This window comes from Blautia sp. AM42-2 (assembly GCF_003480245.1).
Lineage (GTDB): Bacteria > Bacillota > Clostridia > Lachnospirales > Lachnospiraceae > Fusicatenibacter > Fusicatenibacter saccharivorans.
Map to the genome: position 1 here is coordinate 304,496 of NZ_QUIM01000001.1, position 25,770 is coordinate 330,265.

At 48.7% G+C, this 25,770-nt stretch carries 25 protein-coding genes; 23 read left to right on the forward strand and 2 right to left on the reverse strand.

All coding sequences use genetic code 11. The features are described from left to right. Positions 1-196: 196 nt before the first annotated feature. The 11 genes from DW915_RS01470 to DW915_RS01520 all read left to right on the forward strand — a co-directional run bounded on the left by DW915_RS01470 (position 197) and on the right by DW915_RS01520 (position 13,266). Positions 197-1,420, forward strand: a complete 1,224-nt coding sequence (locus DW915_RS01470; RefSeq protein ID WP_055226388.1) for a 6-phosphofructokinase — start codon at positions 197-199, stop codon at positions 1,418-1,420. A 270-nt stretch (positions 1,421-1,690) separates the two neighbouring features. Beyond that, entirely contained in the window at positions 1,691-3,124 is a 1,434-nt protein-coding gene (locus DW915_RS01475; RefSeq protein ID WP_118741423.1) for an acyl-CoA carboxylase subunit beta, read from the forward strand. A gap of 15 nt (positions 3,125-3,139) precedes the next feature. Further along, positions 3,140-3,913, forward strand: a complete 774-nt coding sequence (locus DW915_RS01480; RefSeq protein ID WP_118659149.1) for an OadG family protein — start codon at positions 3,140-3,142, stop codon at positions 3,911-3,913. Between the two features lie 14 nt (positions 3,914-3,927). Beyond that, the gene (locus DW915_RS01485) at positions 3,928-4,305 is read left to right on the forward strand and encodes a biotin/lipoyl-containing protein (RefSeq protein ID WP_118741424.1); all 378 of its coding nucleotides are present in this window, start codon (positions 3,928-3,930) and stop codon (positions 4,303-4,305) included. Positions 4,306-4,338: 33 nt separating this feature from the next. Then, entirely contained in the window at positions 4,339-5,490 is a 1,152-nt protein-coding gene (locus DW915_RS01490) for a sodium ion-translocating decarboxylase subunit beta (protein ID WP_055226382.1), read from the forward strand. Positions 5,491-5,539: 49 nt separating this feature from the next. Further along, entirely contained in the window at positions 5,540-6,949 is a 1,410-nt protein-coding gene (locus DW915_RS01495; RefSeq protein ID WP_117804070.1) for an oxaloacetate decarboxylase subunit alpha, read from the forward strand. A 230-nt stretch (positions 6,950-7,179) separates the two neighbouring features. Then, a complete protein-coding gene (locus DW915_RS01500; RefSeq protein WP_117509159.1) occupies positions 7,180-8,154 on the forward strand; it encodes a MurR/RpiR family transcriptional regulator in 975 nt (324 codons plus the stop codon). Continuing rightward, positions 8,151-9,398, forward strand: a complete 1,248-nt coding sequence (locus tag DW915_RS01505) for an NAD(P)/FAD-dependent oxidoreductase (protein ID WP_117509003.1) — start codon at positions 8,151-8,153, stop codon at positions 9,396-9,398. Before DW915_RS01500 ends, DW915_RS01505 begins: the two co-directional genes overlap by 4 nt. A gap of 44 nt (positions 9,399-9,442) precedes the next feature. Beyond that, a complete protein-coding gene (cmk, locus tag DW915_RS01510; protein ID WP_022462337.1) occupies positions 9,443-10,108 on the forward strand; it encodes a (d)CMP kinase in 666 nt (221 codons plus the stop codon). A 32-nt stretch (positions 10,109-10,140) separates the two neighbouring features. Further along, positions 10,141-12,042 carry a bifunctional 4-hydroxy-3-methylbut-2-enyl diphosphate reductase/30S ribosomal protein S1 gene (locus tag DW915_RS01515; RefSeq protein ID WP_117509002.1) on the forward strand — a complete coding sequence of 634 codons (1,902 nt, stop codon included), beginning with the start codon at positions 10,141-10,143 and terminating at the stop codon, positions 12,040-12,042. 147 nt (positions 12,043-12,189) lie between these two features. Further along, on the forward strand, positions 12,190-13,266 hold the full coding sequence (locus tag DW915_RS01520) for a putative ABC transporter permease (protein WP_117801018.1): 1,077 nt from the start codon (positions 12,190-12,192) through the stop codon (positions 13,264-13,266). Positions 13,267-13,330: 64 nt separating this feature from the next. On the opposite strand, the gene DW915_RS01525 is transcribed toward DW915_RS01520, so the two are convergent. After that, positions 13,331-14,419: a ribonuclease H-like domain-containing protein gene (locus DW915_RS01525; RefSeq protein WP_117801021.1), complete on the reverse strand. Its 1,089-nt coding sequence runs from the start codon at positions 14,417-14,419 to the stop codon at positions 13,331-13,333. A gap of 172 nt (positions 14,420-14,591) precedes the next feature. Between DW915_RS01525 and ruvA the strand changes: the two genes are divergently transcribed. The 11 genes from ruvA to DW915_RS15845 all read left to right on the forward strand — a co-directional run bounded on the left by ruvA (position 14,592) and on the right by DW915_RS15845 (position 24,579). Beyond that, positions 14,592-15,206: a Holliday junction branch migration protein RuvA gene (gene ruvA / locus DW915_RS01530; protein WP_117508999.1), complete on the forward strand. Its 615-nt coding sequence runs from the start codon at positions 14,592-14,594 to the stop codon at positions 15,204-15,206. A 40-nt stretch (positions 15,207-15,246) separates the two neighbouring features. Then, positions 15,247-16,257 (forward strand): Holliday junction branch migration DNA helicase RuvB, encoded by a 1,011-nt coding sequence (gene ruvB, locus DW915_RS01535; RefSeq protein ID WP_022461905.1) that lies wholly within the window; start codon positions 15,247-15,249, stop codon positions 16,255-16,257. A gap of 130 nt (positions 16,258-16,387) precedes the next feature. Next, the gene (gene zapA / locus DW915_RS01540; RefSeq protein ID WP_055226374.1) at positions 16,388-16,819 is read left to right on the forward strand and encodes a cell division protein ZapA; all 432 of its coding nucleotides are present in this window, start codon (positions 16,388-16,390) and stop codon (positions 16,817-16,819) included. 57 nt (positions 16,820-16,876) lie between these two features. After that, complete coding sequence (locus DW915_RS01545; protein WP_118741425.1) at positions 16,877-19,090, forward strand: U32 family peptidase; 2,214 nt, start codon at positions 16,877-16,879, stop codon at positions 19,088-19,090. A gap of 26 nt (positions 19,091-19,116) precedes the next feature. Then, a complete protein-coding gene (locus DW915_RS01550) occupies positions 19,117-20,631 on the forward strand; it encodes an FtsW/RodA/SpoVE family cell cycle protein (protein WP_117801027.1) in 1,515 nt (504 codons plus the stop codon). Further along, the gene (locus DW915_RS01555; protein ID WP_243033769.1) at positions 20,540-22,045 is read left to right on the forward strand and encodes a peptidoglycan D,D-transpeptidase FtsI family protein; all 1,506 of its coding nucleotides are present in this window, start codon (positions 20,540-20,542) and stop codon (positions 22,043-22,045) included. The genes DW915_RS01550 and DW915_RS01555 overlap by 92 nt, the downstream gene beginning before the upstream one ends. Positions 22,046-22,248: 203 nt before the next feature. After that, a complete protein-coding gene (locus DW915_RS01560; protein ID WP_117508996.1) occupies positions 22,249-22,725 on the forward strand; it encodes an NUDIX hydrolase in 477 nt (158 codons plus the stop codon). Further along, a complete protein-coding gene (locus DW915_RS01565; RefSeq protein ID WP_022461899.1) occupies positions 22,709-23,038 on the forward strand; it encodes a hypothetical protein in 330 nt (109 codons plus the stop codon). Before DW915_RS01560 ends, DW915_RS01565 begins: the two co-directional genes overlap by 17 nt. Then, positions 23,035-24,018, forward strand: coding sequence for a DUF2953 domain-containing protein (locus tag DW915_RS01570; RefSeq protein WP_118600638.1), 984 nt, complete (start codon positions 23,035-23,037; stop codon positions 24,016-24,018). Before DW915_RS01565 ends, DW915_RS01570 begins: the two co-directional genes overlap by 4 nt. A gap of 3 nt (positions 24,019-24,021) precedes the next feature. Continuing rightward, positions 24,022-24,426 carry a GerW family sporulation protein gene (locus tag DW915_RS01575; RefSeq protein WP_022461897.1) on the forward strand — a complete coding sequence of 135 codons (405 nt, stop codon included), beginning with the start codon at positions 24,022-24,024 and terminating at the stop codon, positions 24,424-24,426. Between the two features lie 6 nt (positions 24,427-24,432). Next, positions 24,433-24,579: a hypothetical protein gene (locus tag DW915_RS15845; RefSeq protein WP_167622772.1), complete on the forward strand. Its 147-nt coding sequence runs from the start codon at positions 24,433-24,435 to the stop codon at positions 24,577-24,579. Positions 24,580-24,972: 393 nt separating this feature from the next. Here DW915_RS15845 and rpmB read toward each other — a convergent pair whose 3' ends face one another. After that, positions 24,973-25,158, reverse strand: a complete 186-nt coding sequence (gene rpmB, locus DW915_RS01580; RefSeq protein ID WP_022461896.1) for a 50S ribosomal protein L28 — start codon at positions 25,156-25,158, stop codon at positions 24,973-24,975. 244 nt (positions 25,159-25,402) lie between these two features. Between rpmB and DW915_RS01585 the strand changes: the two genes are divergently transcribed. Next, positions 25,403-25,759 carry an Asp23/Gls24 family envelope stress response protein gene (locus tag DW915_RS01585; RefSeq protein ID WP_022461895.1) on the forward strand — a complete coding sequence of 119 codons (357 nt, stop codon included), beginning with the start codon at positions 25,403-25,405 and terminating at the stop codon, positions 25,757-25,759. Positions 25,760-25,770: the final 11 nt, after the last annotated feature.

Here is a 25,770-nt window from a genome sequence, read left to right on the forward strand (position 1 = left end):
TTATAGCTTTTTAAGGGCAATCCTGCAAGAAAAAAACGAAAAACTTTGCAATCCGTTGTGAAAGTCTACAGGCTTTTCCCGGAAACGCAAAACAGGGTGTACGGAAGAAAAAAAATATGGTACGCTATAGGACGAAGCGAAAGTGATTTCGTGAAAAACTTTTAGAAAGTAGTGGGAATAGATGGAGGAAAATCATATGCGAAATCTGTTAGTAGCGCAGTCTGGCGGACCGACCGCGGCGATCAATGCAACGGTGGCAGGAGTTGTTTCCTGTGCTGTACTGTCCGGAAAAGTAGATCATATTTATGGTGCGGTAAATGGAATTGAAGGCGTGCTTGCAGAAAAATTTCTTGATCTTGGAAAAAAACTGGATTCAGCAGAAAAAATCTCTCTTCTGATGCAGACCCCGGCAGCAGCGCTTGGCTCCTGTCGTTATAAACTGGGCGATCCGGAAGAAAACAAGGAGGATTTTGAAGAAATACTTCAAATTTTTCGCAGACATGAGATCCGTTATTTTATTTATATCGGCGGAAATGATTCGATGGATACCGTAGACAAGATGTCAAAGTACTGCAAAGAAAACGGTGTGGACGATGTGTTTGTTGTCGGGGCGCCAAAGACGATTGACAATGATCTTGTCGAAACGGATCACTGCCCGGGCTTTGGATCTGCGGCAAAATATCTGGCAGCAACCTTTGCAGAGCTGGAGAGAGACTGCCATGTATATGAAAAGAAGGCTGTGACCATCGTGGAGGTCATGGGAAGAAACGCAGGATGGCTGACGGCAGCGTCTGCACTGTCCCGTGTCAACGGCGGAGAAGGGCCGAGCCTGATCTATCTTTGCGAGCCGGTCTTTGACACCGAACAGTTTTTAAAGGATGTGCAGGAAAAACTGGAACAGAAGGACAGTGTTCTGGTTGCAATCAGCGAGGGCATCCATGACAGCGAGGGCCGCTATGTTTCTGAGCAGGTGCAGAGCGATGCACAGGATCAGTTTGGGCACAGCTACATTGCAGGTTCTGCAAAAGTACTCGAAGAGCTGGTGCGTGACCGTATCGGCTGTAAGGTAAGATCGATTGAACTGAACCTGATGCAGCGGTGCGCGGCTCATCTTGCGAGTGCGACCGATCTTGAGGAGTCCCGTATGCTCGGCATGAAAGCCTGCCAGTGTGCACTGGAAAAACAGGGAGGACAGATGGCATCGATCCGAAGAATCTCCGCGGATCCTTACCGCGTGGAGTATACCTCCGTTCCGGTATCGGAAGTGGCAAATAAAGAAAAGAAAGTGCCGCTTTCCTGGATTACAGAAGATGGTCATGATGTGACCGAGGAGATGATGGCGTATCTTCGTCCGCTGATTCTTGGCGAACCGGCGATGCAGTATGAGAATGGAATTCCGGTTCACATTGAACTATATTAAACCGAAGGAAAAACGTGTAAGAAAAGCCGCCGCCGGGCGGCTTTTTTGTACGATGCGGAAAGAAAACAGGACTTTTTGAAAAAGGAAAGGCCGGGAAAAATCAAGTTTGACCTTCCATTTATAATAGGAAAAATCTGAAATTTTTCTGTCTATTTTCTGTCAAAAAGGTGAGAAAAAGTATTGAAAAAAAACGAAAAAACAGATATGATAGACTTGTATAAAATTTGTTTAAAATTTTATAATGAAAATAGAAAGATGGAGGTTTGAAGAATGAGTAACACAGCACAAAGTTTAGCGAGCACAAGAATCGCCTCTTTGCTGGATGAAAACAGCTTTGTGGAAATCGGCGGACAGGTTACTGCCAGAAGCACAGATTTCAACATGACCGGCATGGAGACACCATCCGATGGTGTAATTACTGGTTACGGTGTGATCAACGGCAGCCTGGTATACGTATACAGCCAGGATGCGTCTGTGATGGGCGGTACCATCGGCGAAATGCATGCAAAAAAAATCGCGAGACTGTATGAGTTTGCACAGAAAACAGGTGCTCCGGTCATCGGACTGGTAGACTGTGCCGGTATGCGTCTGCAGGAGGCAACTGATGCTCTGAACGGTTTCGGCGAAATCTATATGGCGCAGGCAATGGCATCCGGCGTGATTCCACAGATCACAGCAGTATTTGGTACCTGCGGCGGCGGTATGGCACTCATCCCGGCTATGACAGACTTCACGTTCATGGAGTCTAAAAACGGAAAACTTTTCGTAAACTCCCCGAACGCACTGGACGGAAACCACGTATCCAAATGTGATACCGCATCCGCAGATTTCCAGGGCGAAGAAGCAGGTCTTGTTGACTTTGCTGGAACCGAGGAAGAAATCCTCGGACAGATCAGAAACCTGGTATCTATGCTTCCGGCAAACAACGAGGACGAAGCATACACCGAGTGCGAGGATGATCTGAACCGTGCATGTGCAGACCTTGCAAACTGCGCAGGCGATACCGGAATCCTTCTTTCCCAGCTCAGCGACAACGGCATCTATTTTGAGACCAAAGCCGCTTACGGAAAAGATGTTGTAACTGCATTTATCCAGTTAAACGGAGCAACCGTAGGAGCAGTTGCAAACCGCTCTGAAATCTACGGCGAGGACGGAACGGTAAAAGAGAAAATGGATGGAACCTTAAGCGCAAGAGGAGCCAAAAAAGCAGCAGATTTCGTAAACTTCTGCGATGCTTTCTGCATCCCGGTACTTACCATCACAAACGTAACCGGATTCAAGGCAACCAAATGCTCTGAGAGAACCATGGCTAAGAACGCAGCAGCCCTGACCGCAGCTTTCGCAAACGCAACCGTTCCGAAAGTAAACGTTGTTGTCGGCAAAGCATACGGAAGCGCATACGTTGTCATGAACAGCAAATCCATCGGAGCAGACATGGTATTTGCATGGCCGAACGCAGAAATCGGAATGATGGATGCAAAATCTGCAGCAAAGATCATGTACGAAGGATCTGACGCTGCTACCATCAACGAGAAAGCAGCTGAATATGCAACCCTTCAGAACAATGTAACTTCCGCAGCCAGAAGAGGCTATGTGGACACCATCATCGAGCCGGAAGACACCAGAAAATATGTTATCGGCGCATTCGAGATGCTGTATACCAAGAGAGAAGACAGACCGGACAGAAAACACGGAACAGTCTAAGGAAGGTGGCATACGATGAGAAAGAACTGGAAAAAATTAGTAAGTCTCGTCCTTACCGCAGCCTGCACCATGGTTGTGACCGTAGCTCCTGTTTTTGCGGATGCGGCATCTACACCGGCTTATTCACCGGTTGAGGCATCTACGGTAGATTCTCTGCTCTCCTCCAGTGTTCAGTGGGTAGGACAGAGCCTGATGACCTACAGCGATGACGATCTTGCCAATATGGAAGCTTCCGACCAGCAGTTCTATGCAAGAGCAGCTGAGGCATGGGAAGAGGCAAAGGCTGACCTCGGAGAGGTAAAAAGCCTGGAAGACGGTACTCTCGAAGTAGACGGAGATTTTGTAACCTGCACAATTCCGGGTGAATTTGAAAAAAATCCTGGTATTGTCCGCGTATTCTGGAACATCAGCACCGGAACACCAGTTCCGACCGACCTCACCATCACCGTTGAGGAGTCAAAGGGCGTTCTGATCGGCCAGGCCGGCATGAACACCATCATCGGAATCGGTACCGTATTTGTTATGCTGATTTTCCTGATTTTCGTTATTTCTTCGTTTGATTACATTTTGGGAGACAAGAAGAAGAAAAAAGCACCGGCAGCACCTGTACAGGAAGCACCGAAGGCTGTCGCAGCACCGGTTGTTGAAGAGACAGCACCGGAAGCAGACGATATGGAGCTGCAGGCTGTTATTACAGCTGCAATCGCCATGTATGAAGAAGATATGGCTTCTGCATCCGGAGATGCTTATGTTGCACGTCCGATCCGCAGAAAAGGCAAAAGAGCTTAAGGAGGAAATTTTCAATGAAAAACTACACCATTACCGTAAACGGAAATGTATATAACGTAACTGTAGAAGAAGGAACCACAGCAGGCGCAGCTCCAACAGTCAGCGCAGCAAAAGCAGCTCCGGCACCAAAAGCAGCACCGGCAGCACCGAAAGCAGCAGCTCCGGCAGGCGCAGCAGGCAGCGTAGAGGTTACTGCTTCTGTACCTGGTAAAATCTGCAAAATCGAAGCAGCAGCAGGCACCGCTGTAAAAGCAGGAGATGCTGTTCTTGTACTGGAAGCCATGAAGATGGAAATCCCGGTTGTAGCACCGCAGGATGGCACAGTAGCAACCATCAATGTAGCAGTAGGCGATGCAGTAGAATCCGGTGACGTTCTTGCAACCATGAACTAATGCCCGTTGTAAGAAAAAACCGGAGGTGAAAAAATGATTACTGAAACTTTAAACAACCTGCTTCACCAGACGGCGTTTTTTAATCTGGACTGGGGCAATTACGTTATGATCGCAGTGGCTTGCTTCTTCTTGTATCTTGCGATTAAGCATGAATTTGAGCCGTTGCTTCTTGTACCGATCGCATTCGGTATGCTGCTTGTAAACATTTACCCGGACATCATGGCTGAGCCTTATACCGACGTACAGGGTCTTGAGCATGCGGGCGGTCTGTTCTACTATTTCTTTACTCTGGACGAGTGGAGTATCCTTCCATCCCTGATCTTCATGGGTGTAGGTGCGATGACAGACTTCGGTCCGCTGATTGCAAACCCGATCAGCTTCATCATGGGAGCTGCAGCACAGCTTGGTATCTATCTGGCGTACTTTTTCGCTATTTTCATGGGATTCAATGGAAGAGAGGCAGCAGCTATCTCCATCATCGGCGGTGCCGACGGCCCGACTTCTATCTTCCTTCTGAACAAGCTCGGACAGCAGCACCTGATGGGACCGATCGCAGTAGCAGCATATTCCTATATGTCACTTGTGCCGATCATCCAGCCGCCGGTCATGAAGCTTCTGACTACAGAAAAAGAGCGTAAAATCAAAATGGAGCAGCTTCGCTCCGTATCCAAACTTGAGAAGATTCTGTTCCCGATTGTCATTACAATCGTTGTCTGCATGATTCTTCCGTCTACCGCTCCGCTGGTAGGTATGCTGATGCTTGGTAACCTGTTCCGCGAGTGCGGCGTTGTAAAACAGCTTCAGGAGACAGCTTCCAACGCCATGATGTACATCGTTGTTATCCTTCTTGGTACTTCCGTTGGTGCATCCACAAGTGCGGAGGCATTCTTAAATGTCAGCACTTTAAAGATCGTTGCACTGGGTCTGATCGCATTCGTATTTGGTACTGCAGGCGGTGTCCTGTTAGGAAAAATACTGTGCAAGGCAACACATGGAAGAATCAACCCGTTGATTGGTTCTGCAGGTGTATCTGCGGTTCCGATGGCAGCCCGTGTATCCCAGAAGGTTGGCGCTGAGGCAGATCCGACGAACTTCCTGCTGATGCATGCGATGGGACCGAACGTAGCCGGTGTTATCGGTACAGCAGTAGCGGCCGGTACCTTCATGGCGATCTTTGGTGTATAACTTCTTAAGACAAACAAAAGTGAAAAACACTTCATTTAGGAGGATAGAAATGGCAGTAGAAAAGAAACCTGTCAAGATTATGGAAACTGTTCTGCGTGATGCACATCAGTCCCTGATCGCGACAAGAATGACAACAGAACAGATGCTTCCGATCATTGATAAAATGGATAAAATCGGATATCACGCAGTAGAGTGCTGGGGTGGCGCAACCTTTGATGCTTCCTTACGTTTCCTGCATGAAGATCCATGGATGAGACTGAGAAAACTTCGTGACGGATTTAAAAACACGAAACTGCAGATGCTGTTCCGCGGACAGAATATCCTGGGATATCGTCCGTACGCAGACGACGTAGTAGAGTATTTCGTACAGAAATCCATCGCAAACGGAATCGACATCATCCGTATTTTTGACTGTATGAACGATCTGCGCAACCTGCAGACCGCTGTCAGCGCAGCAAACAAAGAAAAAGGCCACGCGCAGGTAGCACTTTCCTATACATTAGGAGACGCTTACACCCTGGATTACTGGACCACCATGGCAAAGAGAATCGAAGAGATGGGTGCAGATTCCATCTGTATTAAAGATATGGCAGGCCTGCTCGTTCCGTACAAGGCAACTGAGCTGGTAACCGCGCTGAAAGAAGCAACCGATCTTCCGATTCAGCTGCACACCCACTATACTTCCGGTGTTGCATCCATGACGTACCTGAAAGCAGTAGAGGCTGGTGTTGATATCATCGATACCGCAATGTCTCCATTCGCTATGGGTACTTCACAGCCGGCAACTGAGGTTATGGTTGAAACCTTCAAAGGCACTCCATACGATACTGGTCTGGATCAGAACAAACTGGCTGAGATCGCAGATTACTTCCGTCCGATGAGAGACGAAGCGCTCGATACAGGCCTCTTAAATCCGAAGAACCTTGGCGTAAATATCAAGACTCTTCTGTATCAGGTACCGGGCGGTATGCTCTCCAACCTGACAAGCCAGTTAAAAGAGCAGCACGCAGAGGACAAATACTACGATGTACTCGAAGAAGTACCGCGCGTAAGAAAAGACCTCGGCGAGTGCCCGCTGGTTACTCCGTCTTCCCAGATCGTTGGTACCCAGGCTGTATTCAATGTCCTGATGGGCGAGCGTTACAAGATGGTAACGAAAGAGACAAAAGACGTTCTTGCCGGAAAATACGGTGCAACTGTAAAACCGTTCAATCCGGAAGTACAGAAGAAATGCATCGGCGATACCGAGCCGATCACCTGCCGCTACGCAGACCTGCTTGAGCCGGAGCTTCCGAAACTGGAGAAAGAGATCGAGCAGTGGAAACAGCAGGATGAGGATGTATTAACCTACGCTCTGTTCCCGCAGGTAGCTGTAGACTTCTTCAAATATCGTGAAGCGCAGCAGACAAAAGTAGATCCGGCAGCCGCTGACAAAAAAGACGGCGCATATCCGGTCTAAATAAAATCTGAGTAAAAAAATCAGCCGGTGTTCTGTGTTCCCTGTAAAAAGGGAATGCAGAACACCGGCTTTCCTTTTCAGCTTTTCAGCCATTGCGTCAGTAATTTATTCGTGTTATAATTCAAAAGATCGAGGTGTGTCCGAAAAAGAATCAGGATGCTCCCAAAAGAAAAAATGTGGATGCCGAACGGCATTTGCAGATCGGAAAAACAAATCAGGAAGAAAATAACATGAAAAAAGAAAAAGAACAGTCTTCTTCAGAAGAGCAGAAGGCAGCGAACGAGAATCTCCTCATTCGTCTGAATCAAAATTACGGAAAGTTGAGCAAAGGACAGAAGAGGCTGGCAGATTTTATTACGGCACATTATGACCAGGCCGTATCGATGACGGCAGCGCGCCTGGGACAGCAGGTCGGCGTCAGCGAATCGACAACGGTTCGCTTTGCGATGCAGCTTGGCTACGCGGGATATCCGGAGTTCCAGCGCGCACTGGAGGAGATGGTGATGAATCGTCTGAATTCAGTGCAGCGGATGCAGTTTACGTATGGCCGCGTGCCGCAGGGAGAAATTCTGGAGACCGTCCTGCAGTCGGATATTGAAAAAATCAAGATGACGCTGGAAGAAGTGGACCGGAGCGCCTTTGAGCGCGCTGCGGATACGATTCTTTCTGCGCGGACAATTTACATTGTCGGCATTCGGAGCTGCGCGCCGCTTGCGAGCTTTCTGGCGTTCTATTTCCATATGATTTTCCCGGATGTGCGCCAGGTACAGACAAACAGTTCCAGCGAGATTTTCGAGCAGATGATCCGCATCACGGAGGATGATGTGGTGATCGGCATCAGCTTCCCGCGGTATTCGATGCGTACGATGAAGGCACTGGAATTTGCGAACAGCCGCAAAGCGAAGGTGATTACGATCACAGACAGTGTGCATTCACCGATGAATGTTTATGCAGCCTGTACGCTGATTGCCAAGAGCGATATGGCATCGATCGTTGATTCTCTGGTGGCCCCTTTGAGTGTAATCAATGCGCTTGTCGTGGCGCTCTGCATGAAACGCCAGGCGGATGTGAAAAAGACACTTGAGAGCATGGAAAAACTGTGGGATGAGTACCAGGTTTACAGCAACGATGAAATCAACGGGCTGGACGATGCACGTCCCATGGGCGGAAAAAAGGCAGCTCTGCCGGTAAAGGAGAAAGCATGAGAAAAGCAGCAGTAATCGGCGGAGGCGCCGCCGGAATGATGACCGCCGTGCTTGCCGCCGGCGAAAAGACAGAGATTCATCTCTATGAAAAAAATGAAAAGCTGGGAAAGAAGCTGTTTATCACAGGAAAGGGCCGTTGCAATGTGACAAACGACTGCCCGACAGAAGAGTTCTTCACGAATGTGGTGACAAACCCGAAATTTCTGTACAGCTCCGCCTACAGCTTTGACAGCGCCCAGGTGCAGGAGTTTTTCGAAGCGGCAGGTGTCCGCTTAAAAGTGGAGCGCGGAAACCGTGTCTTCCCGGAGTCAGATCACTCCTCGGATATTATCCGCGCGCTGGAGACGGAACTGAAACGGAAAAATGTGCAGGTGCATAAGAATACAAAAGTAAAAGAGCTTCTTTTCGAAGGAGACCGCGTGAAAGGAATCCGCCTGGAAAACGGGAAAGAGCTTTTTTACAATGATGTCGTTGTCGCAACCGGCGGTATGTCGTACCAGACGACGGGATCGGATGGAGACGGCTACCGTTTCGCAGAAAAGGCAGGACTTGCCGTCACTCCGCTCCGCCCGGCGCTGGTGCCGCTGGAAACAGAGGAAGCGTACATCCGTGAGCTGCAGGGACTCTCCCTGAAAAATGTGACGATGACGATTAAAAACGGCAAAAAGACGCTGTTCGATGGATTCGGCGAGATGCTGTTTACACATTTCGGAATTTCCGGCCCGCTGGGGCTTTCTGCGAGCTCCTACATCGGAAAAGCACTGGAACAGCAGCCGCTGAAAGGATATCTGAACCTGAAGCCGGCACTCACGGAAGAACAGCTGGATGCGCGGATCCTGCGTGAATTTGAGGAAAACCGGAACAAACAGTTCCGCAACGTGATCAACAGTCTGTTCCCGGCGAAACTGCTTCCGGTGATGCTCTCTCTTGGCGGGATCGACCCGTACAAACAGGTCAATGCCGTATCGAAAGCGGAGCGTCAGCACTTTGAAGAGCTGATCACGCATTTCCCGTTTACAGTAACCGGAACACGGGGTTTCCGTGAAGCAATTATCACACAGGGTGGTGTTTCCGTGAAAGAGATCCGTCCGGGCACGATGGAGGCAAAGAAAAAAGAAGGTCTGTACTTCGTAGGAGAAGTGCTCGATCTCGATGCACTGACCGGCGGCTTCAATCTGCAGATTGCCTGGGCAAGTGCCCACGCTGCAGCCGAAGAGATCCGGGCAAAGGAAGAACAGGAATAAAATATGGATCACAGATTTTAGAATTTTCAGGAGGAAGAGAGAAGATGAGATTTAATCTTGCAATTGACGGACCGGCAGGCGCTGGCAAAAGTACAATCGCAAAACGTGTGGCAAAGGAGCTTTCGTTTGTCTACGTTGATACAGGAGCAATGTACCGTGCCATGGGCATCTATTTTTCAGATCTTGGCATTGCACCGGAAGAGCAGGAAAAAATTGAGGCAGCCTGCAAAGATGTGAAAATTTCCATTTCCTACGAAAACGGAGAGCAGCAGGTTTATTTAAACGGCGTCAATGTCACCGGAAGACTGCGCACCGAGGAGGCTGGAAAGATGGCATCCGCGACAAGCGCCTATCTGGAAGTACGGAAAAAACTCGTGGAGCTGCAGCAGGAGATGGCGGAGAATACGGATCTTGTGATGGACGGCCGCGATATCGGAACTGCCGTTCTGCCGAACGCACCGTTGAAAGTCTATCTGACAGCAAGTGCCCATGTCCGCGCACTGCGCCGCTGGAAAGAGCTGACCGAAAAGGGACAGACAGCCGATCTTGCGAAAATCGAGGAAGATATCAATGAGCGTGATTATCAGGACATGCACAGAGAGCATTCCCCGCTGGTACAGGCAGAAGACGCCGTACTCGTTGACAGCTCTGAAATGACGATCGATGAGGTTGTGGAAAAGATCTTAAGCCTTGCCCGCGAGCGTATGTAAACGCGGCAGAGAAAAGAGGAGAAGAAAAACAGATGGAAGTAACTGTTGCAAAAAGTGCAGGCTTCTGCTTCGGCGTCAAACGGGCGGTCGATACGGTATACCGTGAAATTGAGAGCGGTGAAAAGCCGGTCTACACCTTCGGGCCGATTATTCACAACGAACAGGTTGTGGAGGATCTCGAAAACCGCGGCGTGCAGGTGATCCATTCGGAAGATGAACTAGAGGGGCTTTCCGGCGGAACCGTTGTGATCAGGTCGCATGGCGTGTCGCGGGATGTCTGTGAAAAGATCGAAGCGCGCGGCATGAAGATTGTAGATGCGACGTGCCCGTTTGTCAAGAAGATCCACCGGATTGTGGACGAGGAGGGCAGAAAAGGCCGCCACGTCGTCATCATCGGAAGCGCGGATCATCCGGAGGTACAGGGCATCATGGGATGGGCGAGCGGCCCGGTTACCGTGATGCATACCGCCGAAGAAGCGGAAAGTTTTGTGCCCGAAAATGGAAAACCAATATCTATTGTGGCACAGACGACATTTAATTACAACAAATTTAAAGATTTAGTTGAAATTTTTTTGAAAAAGAGTTATGATAGTACTGTTTTAAAGACTATCTGCAACGCTACCGAGGAAAGACAGACGGAAGCGAGAGCAATTGCCAGGAAGGTTGATGCCATGTTTGTCGTGGGAGGCAGACATAGTTCAAACACGCAAAAGCTGTATGAGATATGTAAAGAAGAATGTAAAAATACTTACTTTATAGAGACACTCGTTGATTTGGAATCTAAGCCTTTTCAATCATTTGGTCGCGTAGGTATTACAGCTGGGGCATCCACCCCGAATAAAATAATTGAGGAGGTTCAAAAAATGTCAGAAATGAGTTTTGAACAAATGCTGGATGAATCATTTAAAACAATCAGAAACGGAGAAGTCGTTGAGGGTACTGTAATCGATGTCAAAGACGATCAGATTATCCTGAATATCGGATACAAAGCCGATGGTATTCTTACCAAAAACGAATATTCCAACGATTCTTCCATCGATCTTCACACCGTTGCACAGCCAGGTGACAAAATGGAAGTCAAAGTTCTGAAAGTAAATGATGGAGAGGGACAGGTCCTTCTTACTTACAAGAGACTTGCTGCTGAAAAAGGCAACAAGAGACTCGAGGAAGCATTCGAGAATCATGAAGTTCTGAAAGCAAAAGTAACACAGGTACTGAACGGAGGATTATCCGTAGTTGTTGAGGAGACCAGAGTATTCATTCCGGCCAGCCTTGTATCTGATGTATATGAAAAAGATCTGTCTAAATATGCAGATCAGGAAATTGAATTCGTTATTACCGAGTTCAACCCGAGAAGAAGACGCATCATCGGTGACCGCAAACAGCTCATCGTTGCTGAGAAGAAGAAACTGCAGGAAGAACTGTTCGCACGCATTGCAGTTGGCGATGTTGTAGAGGGAACTGTTAAGAATGTTACCGATTTCGGCGCATTCATCGATCTGGGCGGAGCTGACGGACTGCTTCACATCTCTGAGATGTCCTGGGGCCGCGTAGAGAACCCGAAAAAAGTATTCAAAGTTGGTGAGACTGTAAAAGTTCTGATCAAAGACATCAACGGCGACAAGATCGCTCTTTCCTTAAAATTCCCGGAAGAGAATCCGTGGCTGAACGCTGCTGACAAATACGCTGTAGGCAACGTAGTAGAAGGCTGTGTTGCCCGTATGACTGACTTTGGTGCATTCGTTGAGCTTGAGCCGGGCGTAGATGCTCTGCTTCATGTTTCCCAGATCTCCAGAGAGCACGTTGAGAAACCGTCTGATGCACTGAAAATCGGACAGGAAATCACTGCAAAAGTAGTTGATTTCAACGAGGAAGACAAAAAAATCTCTCTGAGCATGAAAGCTCTGGAAAACGAAGAGCCAGTAGAAGAGTAAGAATAATTTAACTTGCAGGTGCTGCAGTTGGATGATTAGAATGCCGTAGACAACCGGGTTTCCTGAACAGACAGGAAACCTGTTGCCTGCGGTATTTTCTTATCATCCTGTTTTTGGCACCAGAAAAGAAAAAGGGGATGAAAGTTTATGTGGGAGACGAAGATTCTGGGTGTGGATCTGTACCACGTTCTAGCATGGTTCTGGCTGTACAGCTTCTGCGGATGGATCTGGGAGAGTTCCTATGTATCGATCCGGCAGAAAAAACTGGTCAACCGCGGTTTTGTCAATGGTCCGCTGCTGACACTGTACGGCACCGGCGCTGTTATGGTATACTTGATCCTGCGCCCGTTTGAAGCGAACGTCTGGGCACTGTATTTCGGAGGTGTCATTGTAGCGACGGTTCTGGAATATGTAACCGGCGTGCTGATGGAGACCATTTTTCATGCGCACTGGTGGGACTACAGCAATCAGAAGTTTAATTTTCAGGGAAAGATCTGCCTCAGCAGTTCGATTGCCTGGGGATTCTTTACACTGGGGCTGTTCTATATTCTGCAGCCGATTGCCGTGAAAGTAGTGAATCTTGTTTCGGATACTACAGGAGAGATCATTGTTTCCGTTGTTACCGTCTGCTATCTGGTAGATTTTGGATTTTCCGCAGCCGCAGCATTCCAGCTGGGACAGAAGATGCGCAGTCTGGAGAAAACGTGGGGAGAATTTATGAAATATCTGCAGAAATCCCGCTTTAACCAGCTTGCCGAGGAGATGAATGCGAAAGTACAGCAGTATCGTGCAGAGTATTCCAGAGATAAGATGAAAGAATATCTGGCCGAGAAACGCCAGACACTGTCTGAGGCAATGGAGCAGATGCAGAAGCTGGAGAAGGAGCGGAAAGAAGCCGAGGGAAGAAGAAATCCGCTTTCCGAGTCGAAGAACCGCCTGATGGAGTTCGGAGCAGAGCAGAAGGAACGCCTGACCGAGTTCGGAGCAGAGCAGAAAGAACGGTTTGCGGCACTTGGATTTGATGTGCGCAGCGATAAGATGCCGGATCTTAAAGAGCTGCTGGAGCGCTTTGACCAGATGACAAAACCGCAGCTTCCGACCAACTGGCTGATGCGCCTGACAACGAAACGTTATCTGCGCGCCTATCCGCATCTGCAGGGAACGCATCATGCTTCTCTGAAAAAGGAAGAAAAAAAGGTAGAAGAGAAAGAAGAGAAAAAATAAAGGACTGCTTGGAAAGGACAGTCCCGGAAAAACGGCCGTGCATGCAAAAACGTGTACGGCTGTTTTATTTTCTGGTTTTGCTATCGTATTTGAAAAAGAGCTGAAGCTCGGAACAGAGATACTCTTTCAGGAGATTTTCCTGCGAAAGAAAGGCATCGGACCACTCAAAATAGTAAGGGCGGCTTTTGAAATCCTCGCGGAAGGCCGGGGTGAAAAACTCTTTCTGCTGCGGAAGAAATGTACCGGTCCGCCGCTGATAGCAGTTGGCAGCCTTTGCTTTCTGACGGTGTTCCGGATCGACAAACGCGCCAACGCTCTTGTGAACAGCCTGATCCTCCAGCGGAAGATAATAGTAATTCTTATAGTCCGGGAAGAAATATTTCAGCTCCGCCGTATGCGTCTGCAGGGAGAGAGAAACCCGTGAACCAAAGGCTGTAAGAGAACCATCCGCGCAGACACGGGAGAGGAAAACCGGAACTTCCCGCTCGGGCTGCAGTGAAACTTCCAGTGTCTGTCCGGTAAAACGACACGACTGGACAGAAAAATCGCCGTGAAACAGGGCAGGAAGCGCGAGCAGTTCCAGAACAGAACCCATGCCGAGGACATCCTCATAATTGTGAAGGAAAAGCAGTTCCAGTTTCTTTTCATCCAGTGTCTGAAGATAGTCGTGGTAAACAGAAATCAACTGTTTTCCGTTAAGTTGATCCTTCCGTGGGAATGAGAGATACTGTTCCACATTTTTCTGTTTCATTGAAGAAAGTCCCAGGATTGACTGAAACGGGCGGAGTGCCTGATAAAGATCCAGGGATGCGATTGACGAAAGCGGATCTTCCATCTGATAAAACAGTGCTTTGTGTGTGAGGTAAGGAAGATCAAATGTCGTTCCATTAAAATGCACCAGCTGCTTCACGTCGGAAAGAAACGTGAAAAAAGAGACAAGCATCTCTTTTTCTTCGGTCGGTCGATCAAGAAACCACTGGCGCAGTGTGAAAGCATCCGCGGCCGGGTCAAAGAACAGCGCACCAATCAGATAGAGATGCGAGGTACGCCAGGAAAGGCCGGTCGTCTCAATATCGAAAAAGACATCGCCGTTTCTCAGATACATCTGAAGATTGGCAGAGAGAGCAGCGGGGGTAGAATCTATGATCTGCATAAGGTTTTTTGTCTCCTTTGAAAAACTTTTTTGAATCTAAAGATATTATAAGACGAAAAAATCTGACATGCAAGAAAGACAGCGACTAATCGTTGCGTGATGAGAAAAGTTCTGCTATAATAGAATGTGCGTTCGCTTTCGAAAAAAGAAAACGGCGCTTTGGAGGAAAAACATGATTGCATTTATCAAAGGAACTGTAGATTCTCTTTCGGAAGGAAAAATGATTCTCGAAAGCCATGGAATCGGCTATGAGCTGAATATTCCAGCGAGTATGTTCGACGCAGGCATCCGGGAGGGAGAAGAGTTAAAGATATATACCCATATGAGTGTGCGGGAAGACGGAATTTCCCTATTCGGCTTTCTGTCCCGTGAAGATCTTGAAATATACCGTATGCTGATCGGCGTAAGCGGCATCGGACCAAAAGCGGCGCTTGCGGTGCTGTCCACGCTTACTGCAGACAATCTGCGCTTTGCCGTCCTCTCGGAAGATGTCCAGGCGATTGCCAAAACACCGGGCATCGGAAAGAAGACCGCGCAGAAGCTGATTCTGGAATTAAAAGACAAATTCGACCTGCAGGAAGCGTTCGAGCAGAAGCTGGCAGGAAATCAGGCGGCTGCGGCGGTACGGCAGACAGGCGAACCGGATGCCTTCCAGGATGCGGTACAGGCGCTGACTGCGCTTGGCTACTCCGGAACGGAAGCACTGCAGGCAGTAAAGAAAGTCGAAATCACCGAAGGCATGGACAGCGAGGCTGTGCTGAAAGCGGCATTGAAGCATATGTTTTAGCAGATGGTCCTAAATTGTGGAAGAAGGAAACCTTATAACGATGGAAAGAAGAATTATCACAACTGACGTTCTCGAGGAGGACGTGAAAATCGAAGGTTCGCTCCGTCCCCAGCACCTGGACGACTACATCGGACAGGAAAAGACGAAAAAGAACCTGAAAGTATATATTGAAGCAGCAAAACAGCGAAGTGATGTTCTCGATCATGTGCTGTTTTACGGCCCTCCGGGACTTGGAAAAACAACGCTGGCGGGCATCATTGCAAATGAGATGGGAACCCATATGAAGGTAACGAGCGGCCCGGCGATCGAAAAACCGGGTGAGATGGCAGCGATCCTCAACAATCTGCAGGAGGGCGACGTCCTGTTTGTTGATGAGATCCACCGCCTGAACCGCCAGGTCGAGGAGGTTCTTTACCCAGCGATGGAGGATTTTGCGATTGATATCATGATCGGAAAAGGCTCTTCGGCGCGCTCGATCCGCCTGGATCTGCCGAAGTTTACGCTGGTCGGCGCAACAACGCGTGCAGGTCTTTTGACTGCCCCGCTCCGCGACCGGTTCGGTGTCATCCACCATCTGGAATTTTACACGGAGGAAGAATTGGCCAACATTATCCTGCACTCCTCAAAAGTACTGAATGTGGAGGTGGACCCGCAGGGAGCGCTTGAGATGGCGCGCCGTTCCAGGGGAACACCGCGTCTGGCAAACCGGATTTTAAAGCGTGTCCGCGACTTTGCCCAGGTGAAATACGATGGAAGAATCACAAAAGAGGTCGCATCATTTGCTCTCGATCTGCTGGAAGTAGACCGTTACGGACTGGATCAGACTGACCGGCTGCTTCTTACCACCATTATGGAAAAGTTCCAGGGCGGTCCGGTGGGACTCGATACCCTGGCAGCATCGATTGGAGAAGATGCCGGCACCATCGAAGATGTCTACGAGCCGTTCCTGATCAAATCCGGATTTATCAACCGCACTCCGCGCGGAAGAGTGGCAACGGAATTTGCCTGGCACCACCTGGGGCTGGAGGCACCGCGTAAGATCGAAGAGTAAAAGCCCTGAATCTTTCATTTTCTGTCGCTTTTTGCAGAAAAAGGTTGTTTTTCTTCCATTTTCGGTATATGATAGGTTATATTAGCCGGAAGTTTGGTCCGGTTAAATTCAGTGGAGGAAAAGCAAAAGAATGGCTGTAAAAAATACAACACAGGTTTTAATAGATGGAAAAATTATCACACTGGGAGGCTATGAGAGCCCGGAATATCTGCAGAAAGTAGCTGCTTATCTGAATCAGAAGATCAGCGAACTTTCCCAGTCAGCCGGATACAACCGCCTGTCGGTGGATACGAAGCACACACTGCTTGCACTGAACATTGCAGACGACTATTTCAAAGCAAAAAGCCAGGTAGATACCCTCGAAGAGGATATGGAAGCCAAAGACCGGGAAACCTACGATATGAAGCACGATCTGATCGCAGCGGAAATCCAGGCCGGCGATCTGAAAAAAGAGCTGGAAGAGAAACGAATCGAGCTGGAACATGTGCGCGGCGAGATGGAAGAACTGCAGCGGCAGCTTGATAAGGCAAATAAGGATCTGGAAGATTTATTAAAAGCGTAAAAGAAGGAAAAACGGGGGATTGCGGAACAGGTAATCGCCCGTTTTTAGGAGATAAAGATGAAGACAGAATTATTAGCACCAGCCGGTTCGATGGAAGCGTTAAAAGCGGCGGTTTCCGCCGGTGCGGATGCCGTCTATCTCGGCGGAGCCGCATTCGGCGCAAGAGCGTATGCAAAAAATCTGGATGAGCAGGAGATTCTCTCAGCCATCGATTACGTCCATCTGCGGAACCGGAAACTGTATCTGACGGTCAACACCCTCTTAAAAGAGGAGGAACTGGAAGAGAAACTGTATCCGTATCTGCGTCCGTACTATGAGCAGGGACTGGATGCCGTGATTGTCCAGGATATGGGCGTTTTAAAGGCGGTCCGCTCCTGGTTCCCGGATCTCGACATTCATGCGAGCACACAGATGACAGTGACAGGATCTGCGGGAGCGCGTTTCCTGGAGAGCCTTGGCGCGACGCGTGTGGTACCAGCCCGTGAGCTTTCGTTTGCGGAGATCCAGAAAATCCACCGGACGACCAACCTTGAAATTGAATGCTTCGTCCACGGGGCGCTCTGCTACTGCTATTCGGGACAGTGCCTTTTTTCCAGCCTGATCGGCGGGAGAAGCGGAAACCGCGGAAGATGCGCGCAGCCGTGCCGTCTGCCGTACGAAGCGTACGATAAAGACAACCACCGCATGGGGGAGCCGGGCGACCGCTATCCGTTAAGCCCGAAGGATATGTGTACGGTAGAACTGCTGCCGGAGATTGTAAAATCCGGGATTATGTCCCTCAAAATCGAAGGCAGAATGAAAAAGCCGGAGTATACAGCGGGCGTTGTCAGCATTTACCGCAAATACCTCGATCTGTACGAGAAAAAGCCGTCCCGTTTCCACGTTCTGCCGGAGGACATGAAAAAGCTGTATGAGCTGTATAACCGTGACGGTTTCAACAAAAGCTATTATACCGTAAGAAACGGACGCGATATGATGGCGCTGAAGAACGAAAAAGAGCAGGAAAATAAAAAGAAACAGCGCAGAAATGAGCAGCTCTTTTATGAGATCCAGAGAGATTATATCGAGACTGAGGCAAAAGAGCCGATTTCCGGCTTTCTGACCCTGTATCCGGGCCAGCCGGCGTTCTTAAGTGCAGAAAGCGGAAAATACAGCGTAACAGCAGAGGCGGGCATGGTAGAACCGGCAAAGAAGCAGCCGCTGACCGAGGAACGCGTAAAAACACAGCTGGAAAAGACAGGCGAGACACCATTCTATTTCAAAGAACTCGATGTCTGTATGGATGACAACTGTTTCGTGCCGATGCAGACGTTAAACGAGCTGCGGAGAGGCGTTTCGGACCAGCTGGTGAAAGAGATGACAGAGCCATACCGCAGAAAAGCAGCGGAAAAGCCGGAACAGGAAGCAAAAGCATCTGGAAAACTGGACCAGGAGAACAGGGCAGAAAAGAAAATGGAGCTGACCGCATCTGCCGAGACGAGAGCCCAGTGGAATGCACTGCTCGAGATTCCGGAGATCACGACGATCTACGCCGGCATGGGATGCTTCAAACGGGAAATTTTCGAAGAGCAGGCGGAAAAAGGCATCCTGCAGGCGAAAGAACTGGGAAAACAGGTTTATCTGATGCTGCCGCACGTTGTGCGTGAAGGCGATCTGAAGGAATACCGCGACACGTTCCGCTGTCTGAAGGAGATCGGTCTTGGCGGTTTCCTGATCCGCAATCTCGAAAGCTTTTCATTTTTGAAAGAGATGGGAATGGAAAAGGATATCCGGCTCGATTACAGCGTTTACACGTACAACAGCCGTGCGCAGGCATTCTGGCAGGAGCAGGGCGTGCAGCGTGATACCGTTCCGTATGAGCTGAACGAGCGGGAAATCGGAAAACGTGACAATACGAACAGCGAAATGGTGGTCTACGGCTACCTTCCGATGATGGTTTCCGCCCAGTGTGTCCAGAAGAACCTGAACGGCTGCAATCACAGTTATTCTCTGGTACGCTTAAAAGACCGGATGGGAAAATACTTCCCGGTGAAGAGTTACTGCACCTCGTGCTACAGTGTGATCTACAACAGCCTTCCGCTCGGCCTGGTAAAAGAAGCCGATGAGATCCGGTCCATGCATCCGGCTGCGGTGCGGCTGAATTTTACCATCGAGACACTGGAGGAGACAAAAGAAATCGCCGCTGCGTTTGCTGGAACGTACTGTAAAGGAATCGCAGTTCCGGCCGAACAGGAATATACCAAAGGCCATTTCCGCCGGAAAGTAGAGTAAACGGTGAGAAAAAATAAGGGGAATTTATGGAAAATACCATTGTTCAGTTATCAAAATATGTGATTACCTTCCTCATGATCTGTTTTACCGTGCAGTCGTTTGCTGCACTCAAAGAGCGGGATGAGGATGAGCGCCATTACATTCTGATGCGGCAGATCATCATGATCATTCTGATGAATTTCATCTGTTTCTTCGTGATGTTCCTCCAGGAGGGCGAAGTATCAACGATTCAGATGTTTCTGCTCACGATGGCGTATATCCTGGGCGTACAGATCCTGTACCGCCTGATTTACCGGAAGGCATCGATGATCCTGGTAAACAACATGTGTATGCTGCTCTCGATCAGCATGATTATTCTGACGAGACTGAGCGTGTCAAAGGCGATGTCCCAGTACAAAATTCTGGCGGCATCCACACTGCTCTGCTTCATCATTCCGGTCATTGTCCGAAAGGGCAAGTTCCTGAAAAATCTGACTTGGATTTACGCTGTGCTCGGAATTGCCATGCTTTCCGTCGTTATGGTGCTTGGCTTTACTTCCGGCGGTGCGAAGCTGTCGATCGAAATCCACGGCATTACGTTCCAGCTCTCCGAGATTGCCAAGCTCACACTCGTGTTCTTTATGGCAGGCATGCTGCGCGAGGATAATTCCTTTGGAAACGTTGTGAAAGCAACGGTCATTGCGGCAGTTCATGTGCTGATCCTTGTTGCATCCACCGACCTTGGAACTGCGTTCGTCTTCTTTATGGCGTACGTGGTTGTAATCTATGTGGCAACGAGAAAAGCCAGATATCCGCTTTTGGGACTTGCGGGAATGAGTGCCGCCTGCGTTGTGGCATATTTCCTGTTTTCCCATGTACGGAACCGTGTGGCACTCTGGCAGGATCCGATCGGAAACTGGGATATCAGCAGCCAGTTAGCACAGGGCCTCTTCGGCATGTGCTCCGGCGGATGGTTCGGAACCGGCCTTTTCGAGGGACGGCCTGACATTATCCCGGTTGCAACGAAAGACTTTATTTTCTGTGCGATCTGTGAGGAGATGGGCATTATCTTCGGAATCTGCCTGATTCTGCTGTGCATGTCCACATTCCTTCTGATTATCAATATTTCCATGAAGATGAGCAAACGGTTCTACAAACTGATTGCCATGGGTCTTGGAACGGAATATGCGACACAGGTGTTCCTCACCATCGGAGGAACCATTAAATTTATTCCTATGACAGGTATCACGCTGCCGCTGGTCAGCTATGGAGGAAGCTCTATGTTCTCCACGGTGCTGATGCTGTCGATCATTCAGGGATTGTACATCTTAAGGGAAGACGAAGGTGAGGAGCTTGAGAAAAGACGAAACAAGAAGAAACGAAACCAGCAGAAAAACGACCCAGGCGCCAAGAAAAAACGACGCCCGGACGAAGAGACCGAAAGACGAAAGAAGAGCGGCAGCCGGAACGATGGACAGGGAACCCGCCAGAAGTACCGCGAGCAGCCGGATGAATTCGAACGGCGGATCGAAGAGCAGACCGAGAACAGCCTCCACTGGTAAGGCGGCAAACAACGGCGCAGGGCCGTATCTGATCGTTTCGTTCCTGTTCGTGGCCATGTTTCTTGGGCTGATCGCGTATCTCGTTTACTTTAATGTCGTGCGGAAAGAAGAATTTCTGAATAGTTCTTACAATACGAGACAGAATAACTATGCAGAGCGCGTGATCCGCGGAACAATCTATTCTGCGGACGGCCAGGAACTGGCAAAGACGACGACAGATGAAAACGGGGATGAGGTAAGAACGTATCCGTTCGGCAGCCTGTTTGCGCAGGTGGTTGGCTACACGGGAAAAGGAAACAGCGGCCTCGAATCTTCCTACAACTATATGCTGATGGAGTCCCATACAAGTAAGTTAAAGCAGGTAAAGAATGAATTCAGCGATGCGAAGAACCCGGGAGACAGTCTCCATACAACGCTGAATACAACACTCCAGCAGGCCGCGGCCGATGCACTGGACGGATACCGCGGTGCAGTTGTCGTGCTGGAGGCAAAAACGGGCCGTGTACTTGCCAATGTGAGCAATCCGGTTTTTAATCCTAATACGATTGATGAGGACTGGGAGGCACTGAACGCAGACGATGAGAGCGGCGTGTTTCTGAACCGCGGTCTGCAGGGAAGATATCCGCCGGGATCTACGTTCAAGATTGTTACTTCGCTTGCGTATCTCCGTCAGAACGGCACACTGGACGGTTTTTCGTTCGACTGTGACGGTGAGCTGACAGCAGGAAACTATACGATTCACTGCTCCGGCGGTGAAGTGCATGGACCGGAAGATTTTGCAGGTGCGTTTGCACATTCGTGCAACTCTGCCTTTGCACAGATTGGCCTTGGGCTGGATAAAGATGCCTTCCGCTCGCTGGCGGATTCCCTGTATCTGAACAGCCGTCTGGATCTGGAGCTTCCGACCAGCAAAAGTTCTTTCGACCTTGATTCGACAACGGCGGATGCTCTTGTGATGCAGACCTCCATTGGCCAGGGCGATACGCTGGTAACACCGATGGAGATGGCACTGATCGCCTCCGCGGTTGCAAATGATGGAGAAATGATCAAACCGCGTTATGTGGACAACATTGTGTCTGCGGGCGGACAGGCAGTCAAAACCTTTTACAAAGAGTCTCTTGGCACGGTAATGTCCGAGAGCGAAGCCAATACGCTGACAGAGCTGATGAAAGGCGTTGTCCAGAGCGGAACTGCAGTTTCACTTTCGGATCTGCCGTACAATATCGCCGGTAAAACAGGAACCGCAGAACACGGAAGCGACGGAGAGACACCGCATTCCTGGTTTGTCGGATTCTCCAATGCGGATGATCCTGATATTGTCATTGCTGTTGTGGCAGAAAACGGCGGATATTCGAGTGAAGTCGCTGTACCGATTGCAAGACAGGTAATTGAAGCATATTATGCACAGCAGTAAACGATGAAAAAAACGCGTTCGAACCGGAAAGGATGGGTTCGGGCGCGTTTTCTGAATTTTTAGAAAAATGTTAGAAAAAGGATGCGGTTTTAAGGTTGCGCGGGGGCGGGAAAAGAGGTATACTTTTTAACAGAAGATCTGGCGGCAAGCGGGAAGAAAAGAGCTGTCAGGGAATGGAAAAAGCCAGAAGGAGCTTAAAACGTATGATCGAAGCAGTAAGCTGCGGAGGTATCGTAATCTACCGTGGAAAAATATTGACGCTTTACAAAAGCTACCGCAACAAATATGAAGGCTGGGTTCTGCCGAAAGGAACCGTTGAGCCGGGAGAAACCCATGAACAGACTGCTGTCCGCGAGGTATATGAGGAGTCCGGCGTACACGGCACCATCATCAAGTACGTGGGAAAAAGCCAGTACAGCTTCAGCATTCCGGAGGACACCGTGGAAAAAGAGGTGCACTGGTATCTGATGGTCTCATCCGGCTACTACAGCCGTCCACAGAGAGAAGAATACTTTGTGGATTCGGGCTATTACAAGTATCACGAAGCATATCATCTGCTGAAGTTTTCCAATGAACGGCAGATTCTGGAAAAGGCCTATCAGGAGTATCTGGAACTGAAGAGAGCAAATTTATGGAAGGTTCAGCCACAGGCTCAGGGAAAATATGGTAAACTGGTATAAAAATCTGTACGTCGGGGATACTGCAAAAAAGAAACAGAAAAAATGGATGCGCCGGATTGAGAACAAAAAAGCAGTTCCGGGAGTCTGGCTCCTCACACTGCCTTCCAATCAGCAGAACAATCTGGATGTAATTCCGGCGGATCTGCTTTTGCAGCCGGCCGTGCGGAGAAACTGTCCGATGATTGTCGGACTTGCCGTGTCGCGCGAGGAAGCTTTTGAGCTTGTGGAGGCGATCGCATTGGAAACTTATCGGGAAACCGGAGAAGTAAAAATCCGGGAATGGCTGCTGAACCGGATTGAGGGATGTGAATGATACATATACTATTCATGATTTTGAAGGCACTGGGGATTTTAATCCTTGTTTTACTGTTTCTCGTGCTTCTTATCGTCTGCACCGTCCTGTTTCTTCCTTTTTGCTACCGGGCGCAGGTTCTGAAAGAAGAAGAGGGATTTGCCTGCGTAAAAGCGAGCGGAAGAGTATCGTGGCTTTTCGGAGCTGTCGCGCTGACGGCCTCGTATGAGGAACAGAAGCCGGAGGCGCAGATTCTGCTTTTCGGGGCATCACTGGAAACATGGAAACGGCGGCTGAAAAAGATCCGCCGGGGAGAAGCGTCCGTGCCCCGGACGGAGGAAAATGAGACAGAAAATGCGCTGGAAGCAGAAAAAACAGCAGAGCAGAAAGCACCGGACCAGAAAGAAAAGCAGCAGAAGGTGACAGCACAGAAGGAGCAGCCAGAGCAAGAGCAGGAACCGGATGCGCCGAAAAAAAGCATTCTGGAACGGTTTTTCGGAAGGATCGAATATCTTCCGGAAAAACTGCTGAATCTTGCCAGCCGTCTGCTGCAGACAGCTTTCCGGCTGTTGGAACTTCCGTTCCGTCTGCTTGAAAAACTGGAGCAGAAAATCCAGGCAGGCAGACGGTTAAAAAGAAAGTGGGAGAGTGTGAAAAAATTCTTCCGTTCGAAGATGTTCCGTGAGGCGCTGCTCCATGCAAAGAAAGAAGTGCTTTATTTCCTGAAGAAAGCAGCACCGAAAAAAGTAACCGGCACAGTCCGGTTCGGATTTAACGATCCGGCACTGACCGGAGAGACACTCGGCATTCTGGGTATGATTTATGGAAAACTGCCGAAAGACCTTTCCATCCAGCCGGATTTCGAACAGGAAATTCTCCAGGGCGATGTCCGGATGAAAGGAAGTTTTCAGGCTGTGACAGCAGCCGGCATTGCACTTCGATTATTCCGGGATCAGAATCTTCGGAAAACCATACGACATTTCAAACACAAGGAGGCCTAAAAGATGGCAGAAAAGGACAACACATTTCAGAATACCGTAGAAGCACTGTTCCGCGGAATGGACAGTTTTATCACAACAAAGACGGTCGTAGGTGAGGCGATCCACATTGATGATACGATTCTTCTGCCGCTGGTAGACGTTTCCTTCGGCGTGGGAGCGGGTGCATTCGCAGAAAATGCAAAGAACAATGCAGGAGGCGGTATGGGCGGAAAAATTTCTCCGAGCGCCGTTCTTGTCATCAGCAAAAACGGAACGCGTCTGGTCAACATCAAAAACCAGGATGCTGTCACCAAAATCATTGACATGGCTCCGGATCTGATCAGCCGCTTTACCGGCAAAAAGGAAGAGGACGGGTATACCGCAGAGAAAGTAGAGCATATAATAAACCAAGAGGCGGATAAGGAGTAAGCTCGTTTGTGCAGAATTTTAGGTTTTCTGCTGTTTTGGATGGGGGTCGGGCTTCTCATCAGCCTGATGATCCGCAGCTCATTTCTTACGGTTCTTGCGGCCGCTCTGCTGCTGTGCGTGGGATATCATCTGTTCTGCAATACAGGGGAATAGTGAAAGATGCACAAAAAGATCGGAAATGAACTGGCTGATTTGTACAGAGAAATACTTGCAAAATGAAGAAAGCTGCGCTATAATAAGTCCATCTTAAATGAATCAGCCAACTATACTAATATCATAGATCAAGACGAGGGCGTCTTACCAGAATGAAAGTTTCGGTAGGATGCTCTTTTTCTTTTGCTAAGCATATGGATCGTTGGCAGGTTCAGCTTAAGAGACCACGCTATTTTTTTCTCCCTTTTAAAATATAAAAAATAGAGCACAACAGGGCATAAGCGAAAACTTATGTCCTGTTTGCTCTTCCCAGAACTTTTTTTAAAATCTTAATTCTATTTTTAAACAGCAAAAAAGCCTTCCCGGACTGGAAAGGCCTTTTAACCATTCAACTTATGCACGCTCTACTTTTCCGGATCTTAAGCAGGAAGTACATACGTACATTTTCTGCGGTACACCGTCAACTTTAACTTTGACAGATTTTACGTTAGATTTCCACATTTTATTGCTTCTTCTATGTGAATGACTTACGTTGTTTCCGAAATGAGCACCCTTCTCACAAATTGCACACTTTGCCATGATTGCACCTCCTTGACATACGTACTTGAGTCAAAACGCATTTTAGACTCACAACATAAGTCATTCTAACAGATCTATACCGGTTTTGCAAGTAAAAAATGAAAAAATTATATGAATTTTGAAGGTTTTTCATTTTAAACTTTCTTTTTTGCGGAAAAGCGGTTATAATGTATCGTAGAGTGGAGTCAGTTATTCCTGTCTCCATGTGTTTTGAATAGTATGATGGAATTGGAGGATACAAGGCATGAAAGGTCGTATGAATACAGGCTTGGGAGAAATCGTAATCAATCCGGATGTAATCGCCCTGTATGCGGGCAGCGTTGCTGTGGAGTGCTTCGGCATTGTCGGAATGGCAGCGGTAAACATGAAAGATGGACTGGTCAAACTTCTGAAAAAAGAGAGTCTGACACACGGAATCAATGTATCGATTTCGGAAAATAAAATTTCCCTGGATTTCCACGTGATTGTTTCTTACGGAGTCAGTATTTCTGCCGTAACAGATAACCTGATCAATAATGTGAAATACAAGGTGGAAGAGTTCACCGGAATGGAAATTGAAAAAATCAACATCCTGGTTGAAGGCGTTCGCGTCATCGACTGATGGTAATAGGA